Origin of the sequence: Microcoleus sp. B7-D4, assembly GCF_036705125.1 — a bacterium.
Classification (GTDB): Bacteria; Cyanobacteriota; Cyanobacteriia; order Cyanobacteriales; family Microcoleaceae; genus Microcoleus.
Genome location: NZ_JAUBTT010000012.1, coordinates 85747 through 106635, shown reverse-complemented (window position 1 = coordinate 106635; position 20889 = coordinate 85747). Strand labels below are relative to the sequence as shown.

Below are 20889 nucleotides of genomic sequence, written 5' to 3'. Positions count from 1 at the left end.
GTTTATTCTTAAATCTAAAACCTCAAACCAAAAAGTTATGAATTCTACTACTCTCTACCCAACAACCAACGCATTAGAGATTCCTGCACCTATAATTTCCGCGCACCAACTCGACCACTACTTCGGTCAAGGTCAACTGCGAAAACAGGTACTTTTTAACATTAATCTCGAAATTAAAGCAGGTGAAATCGTGCTGATGACGGGGCCTTCCGGTTCGGGCAAAACTACGCTTTTAACTTTGATTGGCGGGCTGAGATCCGGTCAATCGGGAAGTCTCAAAATTCTCGGTCAAGAGATGTGCCATGCGAGTGCAGACCAATTGGTAAGGGCGCGACGCAAAATTGGCTATATTTTTCAGGCGCACAACTTGCACCGCAGTTTGACGGCGCTGCAAAACGTGCAGATGGGTTTGGAAGTTCACGGGAATTTGTCGCGTTCTCAAATGCGCGATCGCTCTGCAAAAATGCTAGAGTTAGTAGGACTGGAACAGCGGATTAACTATTATCCAGATGATTTGTCAGGGGGACAAAAACAAAGAGTTGCGATCGCCCGCGCTTTGGTCAGTCAACCGCAAATTGTTTTAGCTGACGAACCAACAGCCGCCCTGGACAGCAAATCCGGTCGCGAAGTGGTGAATTTGATGCAGCAACTGGCTAAAGAACAGGGTTGTACTATTTTGTTAGTAACCCACGATAACCGAATTTTGGATATTGCCGATCGCATCGTTCACATGGAAGATGGAAAATTAGCATAAATAGTTATTAGTTAGTTGTTATTTGTTGGTTGTTATTTGTTGGTTCTAATAACAAATAACAAATAACCCATAACAATGAACTAATTGCTAACAACCAATCCTTGCGGATAAATCCCCAAGTTTTGCAGGTACATTGCTTCGAGTTTGGGCATCGACGATTCCACGGAACCGCCATAACGCCGAAAAGAAGGCCAGATGTAAGCGAGTTTTCTGACTGCTGACTCCAATCTACCCGCTTCTATATCTTCTAATGCACCTTTTTCTCGGATTAACTCTATAGCCATCAAATCTTGATTTTCGGGGCTGAAATCGCGGACGCCAAATTTTTTGGCAAATCTGTCCCAAGTGGTGCTGAGAAACTGATATCGCCCCGCTGCGTCGGAACAGAGTTTTTTGCCATAGCGACGGCCGCACCTCATTTCTCTGGGATGATCTTGAAAGCTGACAAATTTCGTGCCGGTGTATTGGGTGCGGTAGCCGTCGGGGCTAGCGGTTCCTTCGGCGGCGGCTATGGTGTCGAGAAAGGCTTTGACTCGAAGTTCGGGCGCGATGCTATCGAGTCTGCTATCCTGTATGGGCTCTGGTGAATTCAGGGTTGCAGTTTCGGGCGATCGATCGCGATCGATGTTATCCTCTCCTTTGTCTGGTGAATTGAGGGCCGCAACTTGCGGCAGGCGTTTCGGGGTGGGCGAGCTTTCTGCCGAGACCGATTGCCCCCACAGTCGCGGCGTCATTCGACCTAAGAAAAAGCACAAACAGATTAAGAAACCCCAAGAGAGTTGAAAACGAAGGCGTTTGGAGCGATTCCCGCGCAGAACCGGCCACCGGTGAAGGGGGAGTGTTGCGGGCAAAATTTTCGTTTGCTGGCCGAAGGCGAACAGCGATTTCAGCGCTACCAAGGTTTGCTGGTAGAAACGCGGTGGAAGTTTCCGAGCTCTCATCGCTGCGGCGAAAGTCTCCACATCTGTCAAAGTAACTTGTGCCAGTGGTTTTGCGACAAACACTCGAAAATGGTTGGCCGCCTGCCAGCTAAAGCGCCGGTTGCGGGGGGATTTACCGTTTACCCACAGGCGAATTAGCTCCATGTCTGACATAGGGAGCAGGTGGCTTCCCAGATGTTTTGATGCGTACAAAAGTACCTCCTGATATGAGTTCAGGTTGAAATATCCCTGTTTGTGGACTTGAGATTGGTTTCACCGTTGAAATTCGGGACTGGCAAGGAAACAAATCTTTTTCGGGGCGATCGCAAACTTCAAATTTTTCGGTCATCACCGAAGGGCAGCGACAGGGATCAAGATAAACTGGTTTCAACCATATCCAGTGATACTACTAAGTGTTCGCCCGGTCAAGTTCATGGGCAGATTTGGCGATGGGTTGAGTCTAAAATTTAGTGATTCCACAGGCCTCGCCGTCCCAACTGACATAGGTTTCAAGGTGCTGGCATCCGGCTGACTCAAAAGTGAGCGATCGCATTTTTTTGTATCTAATATTAAGAATTCTACCGGTGTTTGGGCCCGGAGGATTCCTCAGCTTGAATGCCGATCAAATTTTTGCGTTTTGCCAGCATCAGGGAACCGTAGCGGTTAGCCCAAACTTGAGTAAACTCAGCACCTAAGAAGAGAATCTGAGCTGAATAATTGATCCAAAGTAAGATAATCACGAACGATCCCGCAGCACCGTAGGTAGAGGCAATACCGCTACCTCCGAGGTAAACTCCAATTATGGATTTGCCGATCGTAAACAGCACTGAGGTGATGGCGGCGCCGATCCAAACATCATTCCAGGCAAGATGGACATCGGGCAAAAGTTTGTAAATTAAGGCAAAAAGCAGCGTAACTACGCCAAAGGAGAGAGCAAAATCCACAATCTGCCAAATGCCGACTGGTAATTGCAGCAAGCCGTTCAACCAATAGCTGACGGCGGCTAAAATGGCGCTAATGACTAAAGATACTAGCAGTAGAAAGCCTATGCCTAAAATCATTGCAAAAGACAATATGCGGTCTTGCAGGAATCCCCAGATGCCTCGTCCGGGGGGCGGTGAAACATTCCAAATAGTATTGAGGGCTTCTTTGAGATTAGTAAATACGTTGGAAGCCCCCCACAAAAGTGTAGCGATACCTACTAAAGTCGCAATCATTCCCGACTTTGGTTCGGAGGCTTTGAGGATGAGTTCTTGGACGGTTTCGGCGCCTTCTTTGCCGATTAAACTTTGGAGTTGGGTGACGATTTGACCTTGGGCTGCGTCTGCACCAAAGACTAAACCGGCGATCGCAATTACGATAATTAGCAGCGGGGCGAGGGAGAAGACTGTGTAATAGGCTAGGGCGGCGGCTAGGGTTGGCGCTTTATCTTCTTGCCATTCAGTAAAAGTTTGTTTTAGCAGTGATATGACTGTTTTTAAGTTCACGGTCTTTGCTTTCCTTATACTTAGCGTTTACCAGGGATTTTAAGAGGTTAGGAGTTTTTTAGCGTCGGCCACAAGATAGATTTATCGATTACCAAATTCGGAAAATTACTTTTATGTCAGATTCCCACACAACTGTTAACAGCACCGATGTAAAATTGTCTAAAAAAGCAATTTCTTGGGCTAAATTAAGCGCATTAGTAGCGGTAGTTAATTTCTTGCTGGTGCTTTTCCATTTCAGTTACCTTCAGTTGCGCCCTGTTTATCAGAGCTTTTTTCCGGGTTTAGTTAAAATTTATGACCCGATTAAAGGCATTGATTCGAGTTTGCCAAATCCCGAATATTTGAAAAGCGCTGACCAGTTTTGGCGAATTGATACGTTTTTTATCGGTTTTTTTGGGGCGGAATTTTTGATTAAAAGTCTGTTCCACACCCGCCGTAAACCGGGGGTAACTTGGTTTGATTTTCTGCTGAGGCGCTGGTACGAGGTGTTTCTGGTGATGCCGATTTGGCAGGGGTGCCGCATTCTGCCGGTATTGGTGCGGCTGCACAAGTCGGGTTTGGTGAATCTCGATCGCGTAGTTGCTCAAGTTACCTATGAACCGGTGGCTTATTTAGCCAATACGATGTCGGAATACATGATGGTGCGGTTTATCAATCAAGCTAAAACTTCCATCAAACAGGGCGACGCCGCGCAGATGTTGCTGGCGCAGCAGCCGTACCTTCACGTCAATCAGGAAAATACGATCGAACAAATTACCAAGCGGATTTTGGATCTGACAATTTACAAAGTTTTGCCGCAGGTGCAACCGGATTTAGAAGAATTGCTGCACCACAATTTGGAAACAACAATCAAACAGTCTGATTTTTATCAAATGCTGCAAAATTTCTCTCCCATTAACATTTTGCCGACCGAGATGACGGAACAGGTAGCGAATTATTTGGCTCAAACTGCTGTGGATGTGGTAGCTACTACTTATGAAGACGATAAAGGTAGAAAAATTCTAGATAATTTCAGCCAAGAATTTAATCAAAGTTTGCGGCGGGAATTGCAAGATGAGAAAACTCTTGGGGAATTGCAGTCGCTGCTGTCGGATTTGTTAGAAGAAGTGAAGTTGAATTACATTCAAGGCGGGTTGAAGTCCGATCCGGTGCAGACTTTTACGGAAATTAACTCGCTCCGGGGAGTAAGGGAGAGTTGATACAGCAATCAGTTCCGGTGTTGTGAATTAGATTTTTTTTTACTCACATCTTGCACCATTGTCAACAACAGGCTTTCCGGCCTGTTCCACAAGAAAATTCATCTCTTGTGGAACAGGCCGGAAAGCCTGTTCCTAAACAAGTAATTGAGGATGGTACAATATCTCAGTTAAAACTGATATCTTGCACCATTGTCAAGAACGGGCTCTCCGGCCCGTTCCACAAAGAATGAGTCTTCTTGTGGAACAGGCCGAAAAGCCTGTTCCTAAAAAAGTAATTGAGAATGGTGCAATATCTCAGTTAAAACGAACCGCTTCGAGGTGCGTTAGCGAAGCGGCGCGTAAGCGCTAGGGCGCGAAGGAAGAGAAGAGAAAGAGTTTACAAGTTCTACGGGTAAGGTGCAGCCGCACCTACGAATACGGGTAGTGCGGAGATCCACAATGTCTGGCGATCGATCTATCTCAATCCCCAGCTAAAATAAAATAATTAACTTAAAACATCTATCATATTAGATATCTATCTTGAACAACCTTACTTGCCTGGAAATAGAAGTCGCTCAAACAACGCTGAGATTAGCAATGTTGGCGGGCTTAACACTTTTAATCGCCTTTTTTGTGGCGTCAGAACTAGCATTAGTATCAGCAGATCGCCATCAAATCCGCCAACTTGCCCAGTTGGACGATCGCCCAACCGCTAAAACTGCCGAACTCGTCCACCAAGCTCAAAACAACATACCGCATTACCTGTCTGTGACTCAAACTGGCACAACAGCAGGGAGTTTGCTGTTGGGTTGGTTGGGTGAGGGCGCGACTGTACACTGGATCGAACCGTGGATCGACAAATTGCCGATCGGTCATTTTTCGGCCGTGCTGACTGCTCATTCGATCGCAGTTCCCGCAGCTTTTATCCTAGTAACTTACGTAGAAATAGTCTTAGGAGAACTAATCCCCAAAGTATTAGCAACCCACGCCCCAGAACGCACCGCTTTGCTGTTGATGCCGGCCCTCGAACTCTGCTCAAAATTACTGTGGCCGCTGCTAGCAATTCTCAACGGTACCGTCCGGCTGCTGACCGGTTGGATTACCAGTAAAGAGTCTCAACCGCTGCTGTTACCTTCCGAAGCAACTCTCGTTCAAAAAGATGCTCATTCGGCACTAATTTCTGGCCTATGGGAAGTGACAGCAGTTAACGAAAAACTCGGGTTAAACCTGCCGACTAACCAAGCTTACCAAACAATCGCCGGGTTCGTAATCCACAATTTAGGTAAAATGCCCAATCAAGGCGATCGGCTATTGTGGGGCGAGTTGGAAATAGAAGCAGCAAATGTAGTAGAAGGCAGTTTAGAAACCGTGCTGCTGCGTCAGGTAACTCGCCCCTTATTTGAGACTCAGCAGCCAGAACTTGTGTTAAATTGATCCTAAATCAGGCTTAAATACTTCCTCGATCTATGTATGTGAGGTGGGAGCATCTCATATTTGTAAAAATACTTCTTCTGGCTCCTTCCTTCTTCTGGCTCTTTCCTTCTTCCTCTTTCCTTCTTCCTCTTTCCTTCTGCCTCCTGCCTCCTGCCTCCTGCCTCAAAACTCCAATTTCTAGCGGAGGGCTGCAAAGGTGAGATGCTCCCTGTGAGGTTGTAATTAGTCGCTCAGTGCGACAATGTACCAAAAATCTGCAAATTGCATAAAGCACAGTTTATGAGGTGGATATGCTGAAAACACTTTGGGCTACTGTTCGACAAGGGAAAATTGAACTGCTGGAGTTATCAGAGTTACCCGAAGGGGCAAAAGTATTAGTAACACTCTTACCTGATGATGAAGCTGAGTTTTGGCTTCAAGCGAGTCAAACATCACTAGATAGAGTTTTGGACAATACTGAGGATTCAGATAGTAGTAAATGAGCTGTCAAATACATGAGTATGTCATTGCGAGTGAAACGAAGCAATCGCAAGGTTTATTATAGCTTTACTTCTTGTGATATACCAAAGTTTATTTACACATACCTACCTTCGCTTAATTTAACCGTTCCAAGATCCATTCATAGTGCCTCTTAAAGCTTTCTAGAACTTTCTGGGAAACTTCTGTATCTTCGATACACATTCTGATAGCAGAATCTTTACAATCCATATCACCAAGCACATAAATTCTCAGATGTTTGGGAATAGCATTGTAAGCTTCTCGCAAGCTACTTTTATTTTCTTTTGTTGGGAATGTTAGGAATTTAGCAAAGGCTTGAACACAAGTATCTGCAACTGTTTGCTTTCCCTGAAGCCGGTTTATCGTATCTTCTACTTCTTTTACAAAATCATCAATCTCTATATAAAACTCTAAAGTCGAATTTCCGTAGTAGAGATGGTGACAGCTTATCCTCGCACCCTTGGGAACTTGGGTAACAACCCATCCCTCGGCAACTTTGGTTTTGAATTCCTCAAAGTTAACCCATTCCCAACAATCGATCATACCGTCTTCAAAAACTCGGATGATGGTTTGGTAGTAGTCGCCGTTGTGTATAAAGGCCGACAACCCTTTACCCCGAATTATTTCTCCATTTTCACCGTTTCTATATAATTGAAGCATTTCTTTTGCCCTTAACAATCAAGCGTATTCCAGTAGGGAAACGGCACTGCCGTCTCCTCTTACGGACACGGCGCCGTGCCCAAGGGGTGTCAACTTAAGGTAAAACCCATAGTCCGGCAAGGGTTGAAACCCCTGCCTCAAAGCGAAAGTCCTCTCAAAGAGGACTAATGAGTTAAGAATTCTTCTTCTCAGTCCTCTTTCAGAGGACTTTCGCTATTAGACAGGGAATTCATTCCCTGGCGGACTGCCGGGTGAGCGGGAGAACTGGCGGACTAAAAGCTTAAGTTGACATTAATGGGCAGTGCCGTTTCCCTACAGATATCGCCTACTCCGCCTTCGTTTACCCCACAGCCACCTTAACGGCACCCCCAACCAACTGCTCGTAATCCGCCAACAACCACTCCGGCAAACAAGTATTCGCATCCTGAACCCGTAACAGTCCAGGGCGACAAAACAGCATCGCCGCCAACAAATTATTCACCGCATTAGGCGTTCCAAACCCTTTACTCAACTCAACAACCAACGAGTTAAAAAACTCGCGATCGCTCTCATTCAATGGCTCCTTAATAAACCCGCTGCCCAGCATTGCTTTGTAACCCTTACCAAAATCGCTCCGGTACAAAACTTCTACTTGTTCGCCGGAAACGCTCAGCCACAAATCGGCAATTTGCTTGCGAATATGCCGCAAATCTGCTATTACCAATTCAGCCGTCGGGTCGATTTCATAGAGATTGACCGCAGCAGTTAATTGATTGAGAAACTGCGGCATATAATCTTGTTTGACAACTGTTGGTTCTGTTGTCGCGAATGCGCTTTCAAACACCTTTTCGTAATCTTCAAGCAACCACTGCGGCAAGCGGGTGCGAGCATCGGGAACCAGCATTTTTCCGGGTACAAAATACAGCATTGCCCCCAGCAGAGCATTGATAGCTTGAGGCTGCACCAACCCTTTGCTAATTTCAGTCAATCTCTGCAAAAACTGCTGTTCGGCTTCAGTCATTGATTCTGCTTGCAAGCCGCAGCTAAGTATTGCTTGATATCCCTTGCGAACCTCTCCTCGGTAAAAACTTTCGAGTTTTTCTGAAGGAACAGTCAGCCAAAAATCAGCCATTTGTTTTCTGATTTGGCGGAGTTCCAAAACAACCGATTCGTCTGACGGATCGATGCGGTAAAGATTGACGCATCCTAACAGTTGATTCGCAAATTGTGGCGATTGAATGTATTGAGCTAGCAAGTCAGAAGTAGACTCAGACTTGGCGGCGGCTTCCGTCTCAAAAACTTGTTCGTAATCCCCAATTAACCAGTGCGGCAAGCGGTTGCGAGCGTCGGGAATTCGCATGGTTCCCGGCGGGAAATACAGCATCGCGGCAAGCAAGGCGTTGACAGCTTTGGGATGCACTAATCCTTTGCTAATCTGGGTTAATTGCTGCAAAAACCTTTGTTCGCTTTCGATCATCGCTTGACGTTGGAAGCCGCTCTTGAGCAGGATTTGATAGCTCTTACCTGAAGCGCTTTTGTAGGCTGCTTCGAGGTTTTCGGCGGGAACGTTCAGCCAAAAATCAGCGATTTGTTTGCGGATTTGACGCAGTTCGGATATTGCTGAGATGTTTGAGGAGTTTCTTTGGTAAAGGTTGACGGTGTTCGAGAGAATTTCGTCGAAATCTGGCTGCTTGGGAATGCTATCCTGTAAGTGGCGCGATGCTTCCAGGTGGCTGCTTTGCCATTGGCCAAAGAGTTCTTGGAATAATTTGCCGATCGCCCCAGAGTATGCCACACTGTCAAAACAAGCCGGATTAGCTTGCATTTTCTGCTGAATTTCCTGGCGATAGCGCTGCCGAAGTTCAGGATTAGTGCCGAGGGTAACTGCTAGTTGAATGTAAGATGCTTCGCTATTGGCAATTAAATCAGGCATAGAGAGCGATCGTACCACCGCAGCCCCCATTCTCGATCGCAAAGTATCACCATCCCTAACCACAGTTGGAAGTCCCACCTCTAACGGATCTACAAGCGAAGTAGTCCCCGCATAGGGATAGGAATCTAAATAAACATCTCCCAACTTCAAAACTTCTTTAACATCCGCACGGTTAGGAAAACTCTTCAACACGCGCAAACGATTACTCTCAATGCCATACTTAGCAAAAACGGCTTTCATATTATTCACAAAAGCCCCCCCAGGATAATGATTAGTCCAGCTAGGGCCGAAGGGCATTAAAAACAGCACAGAATTAGGAACAGCCGCCATAATCTTTGCCCATGTTTCCCTTAACTCCGGCACTAGCTTATACAAGTTCGCACTCGAAATAAAGACCACCGATTCCTCGGAAATGCCGATACTATTTCTGGTGAAATTAATGTTAGGAGTGTAAGGTTCGAGGGTATAGCTAAAACAGCAGCCAGGCCCGTCAATAGTTGCTAATTGCTCGCGATAATGCTCCTGTCCTTCAAGTGCAGGTTCCATCAACTTACCAGCAATGTAATAGTCAATGTGTCGCATTCCTGTGGTAATGGGAGAATTAAAACACGTAGTTTGTACCCGCGCTAAGCGATGCAATGCTAGTAAACTAATCGGATGAGTAACCGCAGTAATATTGGTAGCAATCAGCAGAATATCTAAGTCATCAGCGCGGATTGTCTGAACTTGACTTGGCAAGTCATTAGATAGTTTAACCAGCCTGTCAGCGCGACTCTGACAATACTGTTCTAGTTTATTCCCGTCGAGATTGAGAGCGTACAAAATAATTTCAAATTGCTCTCGATTCAGATATTCAAAAGCTGGCAAAGTAGCGAAAGTTTCCGTCATCGCCCCGAAATGTTTAGTCAGGACACCAAGGCGAATTTTCGGCCTATTCGCAGGTCTAGCCGGAAAAATGCAATCAATCGCAGCGCCACGATTTTTCATGGCATATTCAATAATATCTGCGCGCTTTGTGTATATATCCTTGAGATTTTCACTATTGAAGTACAGAGGAATAAAGTTAGCGCTTTGAGTGAAAAACCAGGCGATGTCCTGCCAGACTTGTGAGTTTGGGTTCTTGAAGATATTGCTATGCAAATAACTGACCCATCCCTGCACATACCGACAATAATTGTCAGCCTCTCCTATTTCTTGAAAGAGAGTAGGCGCAGCAAACATAAATTTGAGGTAGTCGTTGACAAACCAGTTAGGTATAACTGCATTTTCATAGTTCAGCATTAACTGATCTGCACGACGATAGAGGGCGGCTGCTAGTAGGTAGTTAATATCTTTGGGATTTTTAACTCCCTGGGAGAGATGCGATGCTAGTCGATCGATAAATGTTTTTTCTGTGTCCGTAAATGGGTCATCTTTAATGGCACTATTGAGTAGCATTTGATGTGTCTTGCCTAGTTCGCTGGCATAAGCATTTTCTAGTTGCTCAATAGGTAAACTCAGCCAAGTTTCAGCAAGTTGTTTGCGAGATTTATGTAGTTCATTAAGAGGCTGTGTTGTTAATCCAGGATGTTGTTTGCCTAACGCTGTATACTTATTAAACGCTTCCTCTCTTAAGTTTTGAGGATAGCGATCGTCTACATGAATTTTGTGATAAAATTTATACCAATCTGATAAAATAGTCTGTCTAGTTTCAGAATTTTTCCGAGTTTGTTGACTAGGATGAATCCGAAAATGAGAAAGAGTCTCATAGACAAACCCAATTTTATATTGGCTCATAATTCGGAGCCACATTTCAACATCCACAAGCTGACATAAATCAGCATCAAAAACTCCTACTCGATCGAAGACGTTCTTCTTAATTAATATCGTAGTTGGTTCTCCTATTTTGTTAATAGGATCGCTCAATAACTGAGGTTTTTCTAGCAGTTCTTGTCCTGATTGAATCGCTTTCAAATTCAACCAAGCTTTGTAGGTGTCTTTGGCATTTTGATAATCTGGCATATAAGCAGAATTAGCTTCAGCACCCCCAGACATCAAAATATTACGAGGTGAGAAAACTAAGCCGATTTGTTCGTCTTGTTCCGCTAAATTCACCATTTTTTCTATACAGTCCGGTTCTAGTAGATCATCTTGGAACAAAAATTTAATATATTTCCCTTTAGCTTGGGATATACAGAAGTTCCAATTTTGGACTAATCCATATTGATGATGATTTAAGATCGTAATTTTAGCTGGATACTTTTGTTGAAATATTTTTGCTATTTCTACTGTTTTGTCAGTTGAGTTATCATCGGAAACAATTATTTCTATGTGAGAATAAGTTTGGGCAATTGCACTTGCTAGCGCTGCTTCTAGAAATTGTTCACCATTGTAAGTAGGAATACAAACACTGACTAAAGGCATTTGTCTCGCTAGCTGTTTGTTAGTTTTAACAGCCTCTTGAGGAGTTTGTGGCTTTTCTTTGCTGAAAATGAAATCTTCTAAGAGTTTAGTACACACTTCATCAGAGAGAAGTGGGGGCGTTTGTACACCTAATGTTGGCATTAATTCTGTCTGAATAAAGGTTTTAAGCTGCTGATGCCAGCCATATCTTGCTACTGTATTTAGAAGTGAGCGAGATGCTTTGACATAATGTGGAAAAATAAAACTGCGAACATGAGTGAGATAAAAATTAAAGTCTACTTGTATTTTTTGATGAAATTTTAGACGAGCTTCGGCAAATCCTCGTGTCAGCGCCAGGTAAACACATTCAATCAGTCTTTCTGGAGGCAAATCAGTCATTTCTAAAACTTGTTCTGATGACAGTCCCCAGTATTCTAAGTCATGTGCGATCGAGGCATATACTGATGTTGATGCCAGTAATAACTGAATCATGGGCAGTGGTTTTGCCCAATCTGTCAATGCTGTTTGTGTCACTCCACTCGAACAACCGATAAAAAGAGAACAATATTTTGTTAATTCTGCATTTTCTCGTAGACTTAAGGTGCTACCATCAACAATTCGCGCATCTACTACCGGAACTTTAGATTTAGATGAAAGAATAATACTACAATCTGGCACAAGAGACAGCAATCCCTGGGCAAAGGACAAAGCAAAATCAAGTGTAACAAATGATTGATTACTGCTGGATGCACACTCAAACAAAATTATATTACGGCGGTTCTGTAGGTTGTGTTGTTCGGCAAATATTCGCACTTTTTCTACTTCCGTTTGGCGTAGTCTCAAGATATTTTGTAAAGGAACTGTAATTGGTTTAGGATAGCCTCGCAATAGAGAAACTTTCGTTGTCCCATCATAATTTTGAGTATTTCCTGGGTAAATTTGTGTGAAAAATAATTCATCAAATTCACCCTGCTTAACCCGCTTTTGTAATTCCTGTTCAAACTGATACCAAGCAGCAAATATTTGATTCCAATTTTCGGCTGGAAATTCCCAAATTTCATCCACGAAGGGATTTTCTTCGATTATGCTACGACAAAGAGATGAAATTGCCCAAGTTAGATGACATCCTGGATAGTCATGCTTGATTTGTCGAGCTACAACAGTAGCATGAAGACAATCACCATTTAAACCTAGTTGTCCCAACAAAATTCGTTTGCCAGAATTATTTTTCGGAAAATCAGGAGTAAAAAAACCAGACCAAGAACGTTCTGTTTGCAAACGCGGTATCTCAGTTTGGAGAAATTTCGCGCTTCCCTCCATAACCACAACTTGGTCAAGGCAAGGATTATTTTGCAACATAATCTCACTTTCGGAAGTAATGAACCATGTAATTATGCAGTTTGGTTCGCTATTTTTTAGATTTTGCGCTGTTTCCAGATAGGACAATATTTCCTGTGGTCCAAAAACCGCAAAACCGTAATGTTTGTGCATCGGTGTATAGGGATAAGAAGCGGGCTGAGATAATGGTTTCATCATGGAAATACCTAAAGGTGGATTATGATTTTATATGGCGTCGATCATCATAGCTGCGAGTTGTCGCAGGTCTATTTTGGGTTGCCAATGTAGGCTGTCCATTAGCGCAGGATTGGATACTAATCGTTTATATTCAGGCTGAAAATTTTCAGCTTGTTCTAGATATCGAGTCCAATCCAAACCCAGGTGTAAAAAGCAGACTTCTATCCAATCTTTTATAGAATGAGTTTTGCCGGAACCGATAACAGCTTCAAAAACATTTTCCTGTTCTACCAGCGTCATAATTCCCTCTGCTACATCACCGGCAAACGTCCATTCTTTCTCTACATTAACATCGCCAATTTGAAGTTTTTCCTCAGATCCCTGAACAATACGCTTAGCGGCGACTACAATTTTTTGGCTGACATGATTTGGCTTTCTGAGAGGGCTTTCATGATGGAATAAATATCCTACATAGGCTTTGATACCGAGACTTCTGTAATATCGGGCAGCATAAACTGATTGGATTCGAGCAACGGCATAAGCACTACTTGCTTCAAAAGCAGTATCCTCAGAAATAGGATTGCCATCATTATAGAATTGAACGCCGCTACCTGTAATAAAAACTTTAGAATTGGCGCTATGCTTGTAAACCGCTTCTAAAATATTGAGTGTACCTGTCGAAATTGCTGCATGATTTTCAAACAGCGCATCGTGTCGTGTTGTTGATTTAGCAGCTAAGTGAAATACGTAGGTTGGTTGGTATTCTTTTACGAACTCCTCAACCTGTTTGTAGTCAGACACATCGCCACGCATCCAATCTCCCGATCGCGATACAGCTACAGGTTTAATTCCTTTAGCGTTGCACAACTGATGGAGATAGTATCCATCTTGTCCGTTAGCACCGAAAATAAGAGCGTTCACAGTTTATTTTTCTGAAAAACAAAGGTGGCAAATGTATAGCGACATCCTTCATAAATAAAATCGGGTTTCGGACAATCCCATTGCGGAACGTCAGGGAAAACACAATTTTTTAATAAAGGCAGAAGTCGCTGTTTGAAATCTTTCTGCGTGTACAAGCGAAAGTCCACTCCCGGAATCCGATCGCCCGGTTTATACTGGTCATTATAATCGCAGGTTAAAACGGCACTACCTCCAGGTGCCAGAAGTTCAGCGATTTGCATCAGAAACAACTCGTCATTTTGAACGTGTTCAATCACAGATGTTGAAAATATAATATCATAGCTCCCTTTAATAGTAGACGGCTTGTGGAAATAAGTGTTGAGATCGCAGTTAATCGCCGGATCGATTTCTTCCAATTGGTAGCCGACTTGCTTCAGAGCAGCAGCAGCACTATCTTCATGACTGCCAACACATAAAATTTTAGGCTTGACTAATTGAGAAGCAAATTTGTCTACCGTATCCAATATAAAGGCTTGCTGAATATTAGCTTCCGGTATTTTCCGCGCCATCATCTCAGGAACTAGTGCAAATAACTGATTAATCCTAGGTGCGTACTGCGATCGCGCGGCATCATCCAAGATCCGATTGAATGATGTTACATTGGGAATCCCAACATCTAAATACCTCTGGCTGTGGGACTTCTGTGGCTTTTCTAATACTTGAGCAAGTATACGCTCATAATCCAAAATGAAATTAGCTTCGCTCCATTCATTGTAAAATGGCACCAGCGGTGCAATACCGTTATCAACAATTTGTTTCAAGCTGGAATCTTCTATACAAATTGAAGGCTTGGCCGAAACAATATGTCTGAACATATTGCTTTTTGTAATGGCGATCGGTCTTTTGACAGCCAGCGCGTGATCGATCGTACTCGATATACCGCGATTCTCAAGTCTGTCATAAAAGAAGGCGTTTAGCGTATTTTGTGCTAGAAAATCCAGTAATTGTTCTTGACTGAGAAAATCGTGACTTAAACTTAGTTTAATTCCCGGCTTGAATATCGACTGCTGACATCGTTGGGCGATCGCAACTGCTTTACTTCCATCAGCATCGCCAAAAGTTGCAAAGGGAATATGCAGCCTAATCAGTGCCTCGTCATACTCTTGCTGTACGGTAGCAATCAGCTTTTCAAATCCTTTTCCTTCCAGTCCAAATCCAAAACTACCAATAGTTGGAATCTCTGGTAATTTGTGATTATTCGTATACGGAGCGATAATTCTTCCTGTTTTAAAGACAATTGGATTCTTGAGCTGTAACGTCGGATCTGGACCGATATGGTACTGAAAGATGGAATTATTTGATACATCTGCTAGGCGCTGCGTGACTTCGTGAATAATCCCGATGTGTGACCCGTTAATAGATTGCAGTATGCTCTTATTCACCCAAGATAATGTTGTGGGATGATAGTTGTAGATAATTGCTGATGGTTTTACCTGGTTGACGCGATAGAGCAACTCTTCAGCACTCGAACATTCGGCATATACGAAAGAGTATTTGGTCGAATTTTTGAGCGTTTTTGCTATATTAAAACCGTATTCATGCACGCCACAATTAGTTTTTGTGTGCGAGATTATCAAAATTTTATCCAGCAAGTTATCCCGATCTTTACTTACCGATTCTGTCGGAAAAATTGATGCCTTCGTAGCTACGAGATTGGCATTCTTAACTGCTGCTGTAGAGAAGGTAATATCTGCCACAATCTTGGTCAGCCATTGTTGGACTTCGGCATAATTCTTGGCATAAACCACCGGATTTTCCAAGTTATCCCAAAGCTTCTCTGCTAAGTCCCAGCCAACAATACAACGAGGCTTATATCGATTAATTTCCGTTTGGCAAGCCGCGTTTATAGCGCTTCCTTTCATCAACAAACCAATAGATTTGTCTCCTATTTGCGATAATTCTTTCAGATTCATGCCGCTGCAATCGACCAGATTTGCAGCCGGAGATTTAGGTGGAGCCGAACAGTAAAAGTTGAGCTGAGGAAAATCCGATGCTATTTGCTTCAGGTGTTCGTTTAAATAGAAATAGCTTTGATTCGAGAAAACTTCCCCGTTTTCTACTAAAATACTATTGGCTCTAACTGCTATTTCCGGTTCTGTCCGTCCAAAAAAGGCGATCGTCGGGGTATGAATCGGTATCGGCAGAAGATATTGATGATTCAGGCCATGCTGATACATCTGGCGATTAAAGGTATGAACGTTATTTTGGTACGTCATACCGTAGAGTTTTAAAATATCATCAAAAACGCCAAACCACATATTGACAAATATGGCAGTATCGGGGCAGTTTGGCGTTGGTTCCGTGCCTTTGTATTCCTGACTTTGATAAAGCGTGATCGGCAAATCTAAATCCTGCCAAAGATAAGTAGAGACTTCAGCGCACTCCAGGGTAATTTTCGCCCCGGGAAAACTAATTCTAACCGCCTGAATTACGGCTCTTGTCAAAATTACATCGCCGCTGTGAAAACTGTTATGAATGAAGAAATGTGTCATAGCTTTATCCTGTTGTGCGCTGTCTTGTTTCTTGACTTAGTATTTGATAATTTCCACGTTAGGCAAAGGGAAGATTAGACCAACACCCCTTTGCAGTATTTCTTCCTCGCGCTTGAGAAATTCTTCCTTAAAATGCCACGGCAAGACTAAATAATAATCCGGCTTCATTGCCCTTGAATCCGCTTCGCTGACAATCGGAATGTCAGTACCGAGCGTATAGGCGCCGTATTTATCTGGGTTTCTCTCCGCCGCTACATCTATAATGCGATTGTCGATTCCGCACCACTGCAAAATTGTATTGCCTTTAGTCGATGCACCGTAAATGTGAATGCTCTTACCTTCTTTTTTCAACATTTTTAGCAGCGAAACTAACTGCTCTTTATGCACGTTGATCCTGTCTTGAAAATTTTTGTAGGGTTTGTCGGTATCCAGCTCCATGTCAAATTCGGCCTGACGTAATAGCTTGATGCGCGTCACAGCTTCTTGTTTTTTGAAGGCAAAGTTGTCAAGATGCGTTGCATAACAGCGAATGCTACCGCCGTTGATGTCGTTAAGTACGGCATCTACTATTTTCAAGTCAGCTTGTTTCAGTATATATTCCAGCACTGCTAAACTGTAATATTCCAAATGCTCGTGACAAATTGTGTCGTAAGAATTCATCTTGAGCATGGATGGCATATAAGACATCTCAAAGACCCACAAACCCCCAGGAGCAAGCGCTTTTTTGATTTCTTTGCAGAAGCTTACCGGATCTTCCAGGTCATAAAACATGGCGATTGACGTAATAATGTCAAATTTTTCGCCTTGTAAAACCTTGGTGAGTTCTTCGGAAGGAAAAATGTCTTGAATTGCAGTAATGTCTCCGGTTATTTCTTGAGCTACGTCTGACGGATCGACACCAAATTTGATGAAGTTTTGCGGATAGCACTTTAGTAAAGTGCCGTCATTACAGCCAATATCTAAAACACGAGCATTGCTTTTGCCAATCAGGGATGCTGCTTCTTCAGTAATTCCCTGCAAGTGATTTCGCATGGTTGCGTTCGTGCCGGAACGATACCAGTAGGCAGAATATAAAACTTCCGGCGGAACCGTATGTTCCATCTGTAATAAACCGCAGGCTCTCTCATCTTTGGTGGGATCGCAACGCACTAGAGAAAGGGAAATTTTTCTCAGGGGTGGTTCTTCTTTCCCTGGCTTGACAAAGGAACCTTGCAAATACTGTTCGCCTAAATTAATGACTGGGGTGAGGGCTGAAGAACCGCATACCCGACAAGTTTTACGATGACCTAAGTGCATTGTTTTACCTCTAAAATTAGTTATTTTTTTGAGAGCCTAGCTTTTCTACCAGTGCTTTGAAATTTCCATCTATTCCATCTATACACTTATTCCGTTCTAAGTTCAATATCGCTAGCTGTTTGACAACTCGATCTTTTTCTGAGGCTGCCACTTTTTCAAACTCATAGACTTTTTCTTGTTCGTGCCACAAGTTGCAGTTAACGTGGGCGAGCTGCGAGAAGATTTCGCCTATGCTGCCAAGGACATCAGGCACATAATTGCCTTCTTTTTTATAAACTTTATTTGATGCGAAAGTCAGGCGAGCGATCGGAATTTGACCCGATATAGCAGCGCTAATAAATTCGTTCATTTCCTGCTGAAGCTGTTTTTCTTGAACAGCAAGGCTCTTGAGTCTGATTTCGTCTTCGGAATGCCACTGTTTCAATTTAACAATTGTCAATTTGTCGCAGAGAGAGCCAAGTGTTTCTGCCATAGGTCAAATGTGATTGGTTTAAAAGAATCTAACTGAGGATGTTTGGCGATAGCTCGTTTTTTCTAAAGGAAGTTTCCGCACATCACGCTGTAACCCTCGCTCCTGCCTTAGCGCTCAGTCATACACTAAAGATTTTATCGTAGTTGTTACCGCCAAGCTACTAATATAGATCGTTTGCTAACAGACGAACACCCATTTTGGTTGTTCCCAGAATAGTCCCTACTATTTTATACAACGTTTTTGCACGCACACAGGATTATTTTACATAGAAAACGCTGAGGATTGAGACATCCGATCGCAAGCGAGCAGCTTTAACATCACTCTCTCTCGTTCCATTGACAAATTCAACGCTCTACTCTATCTCAGCCATAGGCATATTCGGAGAGCGCGGATTTGGATATATTTGCAACCCTCTGGGCTCGACAATCAAATCGAGCGTCTCCATCACAATAGCACCGAGTAAAGCATACTTTTTCCCAGGTGAGACGATTGCTTCAAACCAACCTTTCCTACCGCACACTTCGACTTCAACCCCACCAACAATATCTCTTTGGGCCGTCTGCTCGTTAGCATACTTAACTATCTGCTTCCTAATCTTAGGGAAGTTAAACTGTGCAGCAGTTGATTCGGGCAAAACTAGCATCGTCGCTCCTGTATCTACTTTTGCCTCCTGATCCACTATCTCGCTGTCAGTCAAAAAATTTCTAATTTTTAAGGTAGTGTAGGTAATTCCCATCGCTGCTCACTTCTTGGTTTCTACTAGATTAACTGAAAATCGCCCGCCGATCGCCGAAAACCTTGTGGGCTGGGGGGCGCCAACTCTTGACAAAAATCATTTAATATTGTAACTGATGGCTTACTCGCGGGCAGATGAGAAGTTCCGTTCCCGCGACCTGAGACCGCCACAGCAGGGCCGGGATTCCTCACCCCACAAAAACAAGTTACAATTACGTTAAGATTGATGAACATAAATAAAAATTCCCAAATCACAGGGACTAAAAATTAGGAGGATCGACCTCGGTGAATAAACGGTGGAGAAACGCTGGCCTGTACGCACTGCTGGCTATTGTAGTCATTGCCTTAGCAACGGCTTTTTTTGACAAACAGCCCCCAAGCCGCGAAGTTTGGAAGTACAGTCAATTCATTCAGGAAGTCGAAGGCAAGAGAGTAGACAAAATAAATATCAGTTCCGATCGCAGCAAAGCCCTGGTCACAGCCCAGGACGGCAACAAGGTACTCGTTAACCTGCCCAACGACCCCGAACTGATCAACATCCTGACCAAAAATAACGTAGATATTTCAGTTCTGCCCCAAAGCGACGAAGGCTTCTGGGTAAAAGCCCTCAGCAGCCTGTTCTTCCCGATTCTGCTTTTGGTCGGACTGTTTTTCCTGGTGCGACGCGCGCAAAACGGGCCCGGCAACCAAGCCATGAACTTCGGCAAATCCAAAGCCAGAGTCCAAATGGAGCCACAAACTCAGGTGACTTTCGGCGACGTGGCCGGCATCGAACAAGCCAAGCTAGAGCTCGCAGAAGTCGTGGACTTCCTGAAAAATGCAGACCGCTTCACCGCAGTCGGAGCAAAAATCCCCAAAGGCGTACTGCTGGTGGGCCCTCCCGGAACAGGCAAAACCCTGCTCGCAAAAGCAGTCGCTGGAGAAGCCGGCGTTCCCTTCTTCTCGATTTCCGGCTCAGAATTTGTGGAAATGTTCGTGGGTGTCGGTGCTTCCCGCGTCCGCGACTTGTTTGAACAAGCTAAATCGAACGCTCCTTGTATTGTATTTATCGATGAAATTGACGCCGTAGGTCGCCAGCGGGGCGCTGGTTTGGGCGGTGGTAACGACGAACGGGAACAAACCCTGAACCAGTTGCTGACAGAAATGGACGGCTTTGAGGGCAATACAGGCATCATTTTGATTGCTGCCACAAACCGCCCCGACGTGCTCGATGCGGCGCTGCTGCGTCCGGGTCGCTTCGATCGCCAAGTTGTAGTGGATCGCCCCGACTTCGGAGGCCGCCTAGAAATTCTCAACGTTCACGCCCGCGGCAAAACTTTGTCAAAAGACGTGGACTTGGAAAAAATCGCCCGCCGGACACCCGGTTTCACCGGTGCGGATTTGTCCAACCTACTCAACGAAGCAGCAATTTTAGCCGCCCGTCGCAACTTGACCGAAGTCTCGATGGATGAAGTCAACGACGCGATCGACCGCGTGCTCGCAGGCCCGGAAAAGAAAGACCGCGTGATGAGCGAAAAGCGCAAAACTTTGGTAGCTTACCACGAAGCCGGTCACGCTTTAGTCGGCGCGCTGATGCCCGATTATGACCCCGTGCAGAAAATTAGCATTATCCCCCGCGGCCGCGCTGGCGGTTTGACTTGGTTCACACCAAGCGAAGATCGGATGGATTCTGGCTTGTATTCTCGCTCTTACTTGCAAAATAAAATGGCGGTAGCTTTGGGCGGCCGCATTGCTGAGGAGATTGTCTTCGGCGAGGAAGAGGTGACGACTGGGGCGTCGAGCGACTTGCAGGAAGTAGCAAGAGTAGCGCGGCAAATGGTGACTCGCTTCGGAATGAGCGATCGGCTAGGCCCTGTAGCTCTCGGTCGCCAACAAGGCAATATGTTCATGGGTCGCGATATCATGGCTGAACGGGATTTCTCGGAAGAAACCGCAGCCACGATCGACGATGAAGTGCGTTTGTTGGTAGAACAAGCTTACCGTCGCGCTAAAGATGTACTCGTTGGCAACCGCCATGTCCTTAATGCTTTGGCAGATATGCTAGTTGAAAAGGAAACTGTGGATGCGGATGAATTGCAAAATTTGTTAGCTAATAGCGATGTGAAAATGGCGACGATCGCCTAATTGATTTTTGATTTGAAATTTTGGATTGAATCTAAAGTTTGAAATCGGTAATTGGGGTGATTCCGGGATT

General features: G+C 44.3%; 16 protein-coding genes. 5 read left to right on the top strand and 11 right to left on the bottom strand.

Annotated features, from left to right (window positions below; all coding sequences use genetic code 11):
* The first annotated feature begins 37 nt into the window (after positions 1-37).
* Positions 38-754 carry a DevA family ABC transporter ATP-binding protein gene (locus QUB12_RS07335; protein ID WP_333306191.1) on the top strand — a complete coding sequence of 239 codons (717 nt, stop codon included), beginning with the start codon at positions 38-40 and terminating at the stop codon, positions 752-754.
* Positions 755-834: 80 nt separating this feature from the next.
* On the opposite strand, the gene QUB12_RS07330 is transcribed toward QUB12_RS07335, so the two are convergent.
* The 3 genes from QUB12_RS07330 to QUB12_RS07320 all read right to left on the bottom strand — a co-directional run bounded on the left by QUB12_RS07330 (position 835) and on the right by QUB12_RS07320 (position 3161).
* Positions 835-1848 (bottom strand): glycoside hydrolase family 104 protein, encoded by a 1014-nt coding sequence (locus QUB12_RS07330; RefSeq protein ID WP_333306189.1) that lies wholly within the window; start codon positions 1846-1848, stop codon positions 835-837.
* Positions 1808-2023 carry a hypothetical protein gene (locus tag QUB12_RS07325; protein ID WP_333140809.1) on the bottom strand — a complete coding sequence of 72 codons (216 nt, stop codon included), beginning with the start codon at positions 2021-2023 and terminating at the stop codon, positions 1808-1810. Before QUB12_RS07325 ends, QUB12_RS07330 begins: the two co-directional genes overlap by 41 nt.
* Positions 2024-2252: 229 nt before the next feature.
* A complete protein-coding gene (locus QUB12_RS07320) occupies positions 2253-3161 on the bottom strand; it encodes a YihY/virulence factor BrkB family protein (protein WP_333140811.1) in 909 nt (302 codons plus the stop codon).
* Positions 3162-3274: 113 nt separating this feature from the next.
* On the opposite strand from QUB12_RS07320, the gene QUB12_RS07315 reads away from it, so the two are divergent.
* Complete coding sequence (locus QUB12_RS07315) at positions 3275-4360, top strand: hypothetical protein (RefSeq protein WP_333306187.1); 1086 nt, start codon at positions 3275-3277, stop codon at positions 4358-4360.
* A 519-nt stretch (positions 4361-4879) separates the two neighbouring features.
* Positions 4880-5773, top strand: coding sequence for a CNNM domain-containing protein (locus QUB12_RS07310; protein ID WP_333306184.1), 894 nt, complete (start codon positions 4880-4882; stop codon positions 5771-5773).
* A gap of 2 nt (positions 5774-5775) precedes the next feature.
* Here the strand turns inward: QUB12_RS07310 and QUB12_RS07305 are convergent, their stop codons facing one another.
* Positions 5776-5967, bottom strand: a complete 192-nt coding sequence (locus QUB12_RS07305; RefSeq protein WP_333140817.1) for a hypothetical protein — start codon at positions 5965-5967, stop codon at positions 5776-5778.
* A gap of 96 nt (positions 5968-6063) precedes the next feature.
* Between QUB12_RS07305 and QUB12_RS07300 the strand changes: the two genes are divergently transcribed.
* Positions 6064-6255: a hypothetical protein gene (locus tag QUB12_RS07300; protein WP_333140819.1), complete on the top strand. Its 192-nt coding sequence runs from the start codon at positions 6064-6066 to the stop codon at positions 6253-6255.
* Between the two features lie 112 nt (positions 6256-6367).
* Here QUB12_RS07300 and QUB12_RS07295 read toward each other — a convergent pair whose 3' ends face one another.
* The 7 genes from QUB12_RS07295 to QUB12_RS07265 all read right to left on the bottom strand — a co-directional run bounded on the left by QUB12_RS07295 (position 6368) and on the right by QUB12_RS07265 (position 18696).
* Positions 6368-6931: a DUF7638 domain-containing protein gene (locus QUB12_RS07295; protein WP_333140821.1), complete on the bottom strand. Its 564-nt coding sequence runs from the start codon at positions 6929-6931 to the stop codon at positions 6368-6370.
* 340 nt (positions 6932-7271) lie between these two features.
* Positions 7272-12761: a glycosyltransferase gene (locus QUB12_RS07290; protein WP_333306182.1), complete on the bottom strand. Its 5490-nt coding sequence runs from the start codon at positions 12759-12761 to the stop codon at positions 7272-7274.
* A gap of 27 nt (positions 12762-12788) precedes the next feature.
* A complete protein-coding gene (locus tag QUB12_RS07285) occupies positions 12789-13661 on the bottom strand; it encodes a GDP-mannose 4,6-dehydratase (RefSeq protein ID WP_333140825.1) in 873 nt (290 codons plus the stop codon).
* A complete protein-coding gene (locus QUB12_RS07280) occupies positions 13658-16192 on the bottom strand; it encodes a methyltransferase domain-containing protein (protein ID WP_333140827.1) in 2535 nt (844 codons plus the stop codon). Before QUB12_RS07280 ends, QUB12_RS07285 begins: the two co-directional genes overlap by 4 nt.
* Before the next feature lie 36 nt (positions 16193-16228).
* The gene (locus QUB12_RS07275) at positions 16229-17488 is read right to left on the bottom strand and encodes a class I SAM-dependent methyltransferase (protein ID WP_333140829.1); all 1260 of its coding nucleotides are present in this window, start codon (positions 17486-17488) and stop codon (positions 16229-16231) included.
* Positions 17489-17504: 16 nt separating this feature from the next.
* Entirely contained in the window at positions 17505-17960 is a 456-nt protein-coding gene (locus QUB12_RS07270) for a hypothetical protein (protein WP_190741236.1), read from the bottom strand.
* Between the two features lie 352 nt (positions 17961-18312).
* The gene (locus tag QUB12_RS07265; protein ID WP_333140832.1) at positions 18313-18696 is read right to left on the bottom strand and encodes a hypothetical protein; all 384 of its coding nucleotides are present in this window, start codon (positions 18694-18696) and stop codon (positions 18313-18315) included.
* A gap of 284 nt (positions 18697-18980) precedes the next feature.
* Here QUB12_RS07265 and ftsH3 point away from each other — a divergent pair, with 284 nt between their 5' ends.
* A complete protein-coding gene (ftsH3, locus tag QUB12_RS07260) occupies positions 18981-20819 on the top strand; it encodes an ATP-dependent zinc metalloprotease FtsH3 (RefSeq protein ID WP_333306180.1) in 1839 nt (612 codons plus the stop codon).
* Positions 20820-20889 lie beyond the last annotated feature (70 nt).

What these genes read in the sequence shown, in the direction of transcription:
- QUB12_RS07280 (WP_333140827.1), bottom strand. Translation starts at nt 16,192, where the DNA reads ATGACACATTTCTTCATTCATAACAGTTTTCACAGCGGCGATGTAATT.
- QUB12_RS07275 (WP_333140829.1), bottom strand. Translation starts at nt 17,488, where the DNA reads ATGCACTTAGGTCATCGTAAAACTTGTCGGGTATGCGGTTCTTCAGCC.
- QUB12_RS07335 (WP_333306191.1), top strand. Translation starts at nt 38, where the DNA reads ATGAATTCTACTACTCTCTACCCAACAACCAACGCATTAGAGATTCCT.
- QUB12_RS07265 (WP_333140832.1), bottom strand. Translation starts at nt 18,696, where the DNA reads ATGGGAATTACCTACACTACCTTAAAAATTAGAAATTTTTTGACTGAC.
- QUB12_RS07295 (WP_333140821.1), bottom strand. Translation starts at nt 6,931, where the DNA reads ATGCTTCAATTATATAGAAACGGTGAAAATGGAGAAATAATTCGGGGT.
- QUB12_RS07300 (WP_333140819.1), top strand. Translation starts at nt 6,064, where the DNA reads ATGCTGAAAACACTTTGGGCTACTGTTCGACAAGGGAAAATTGAACTG.
- QUB12_RS07330 (WP_333306189.1), bottom strand. Translation starts at nt 1,848, where the DNA reads ATGTCAGACATGGAGCTAATTCGCCTGTGGGTAAACGGTAAATCCCCC.
- QUB12_RS07290 (WP_333306182.1), bottom strand. Translation starts at nt 12,761, where the DNA reads ATGATGAAACCATTATCTCAGCCCGCTTCTTATCCCTATACACCGATG.
- QUB12_RS07315 (WP_333306187.1), top strand. Translation starts at nt 3,275, where the DNA reads ATGTCAGATTCCCACACAACTGTTAACAGCACCGATGTAAAATTGTCT.
- QUB12_RS07325 (WP_333140809.1), bottom strand. Translation starts at nt 2,023, where the DNA reads ATGACCGAAAAATTTGAAGTTTGCGATCGCCCCGAAAAAGATTTGTTT.
- QUB12_RS07270 (WP_190741236.1), bottom strand. Translation starts at nt 17,960, where the DNA reads ATGGCAGAAACACTTGGCTCTCTCTGCGACAAATTGACAATTGTTAAA.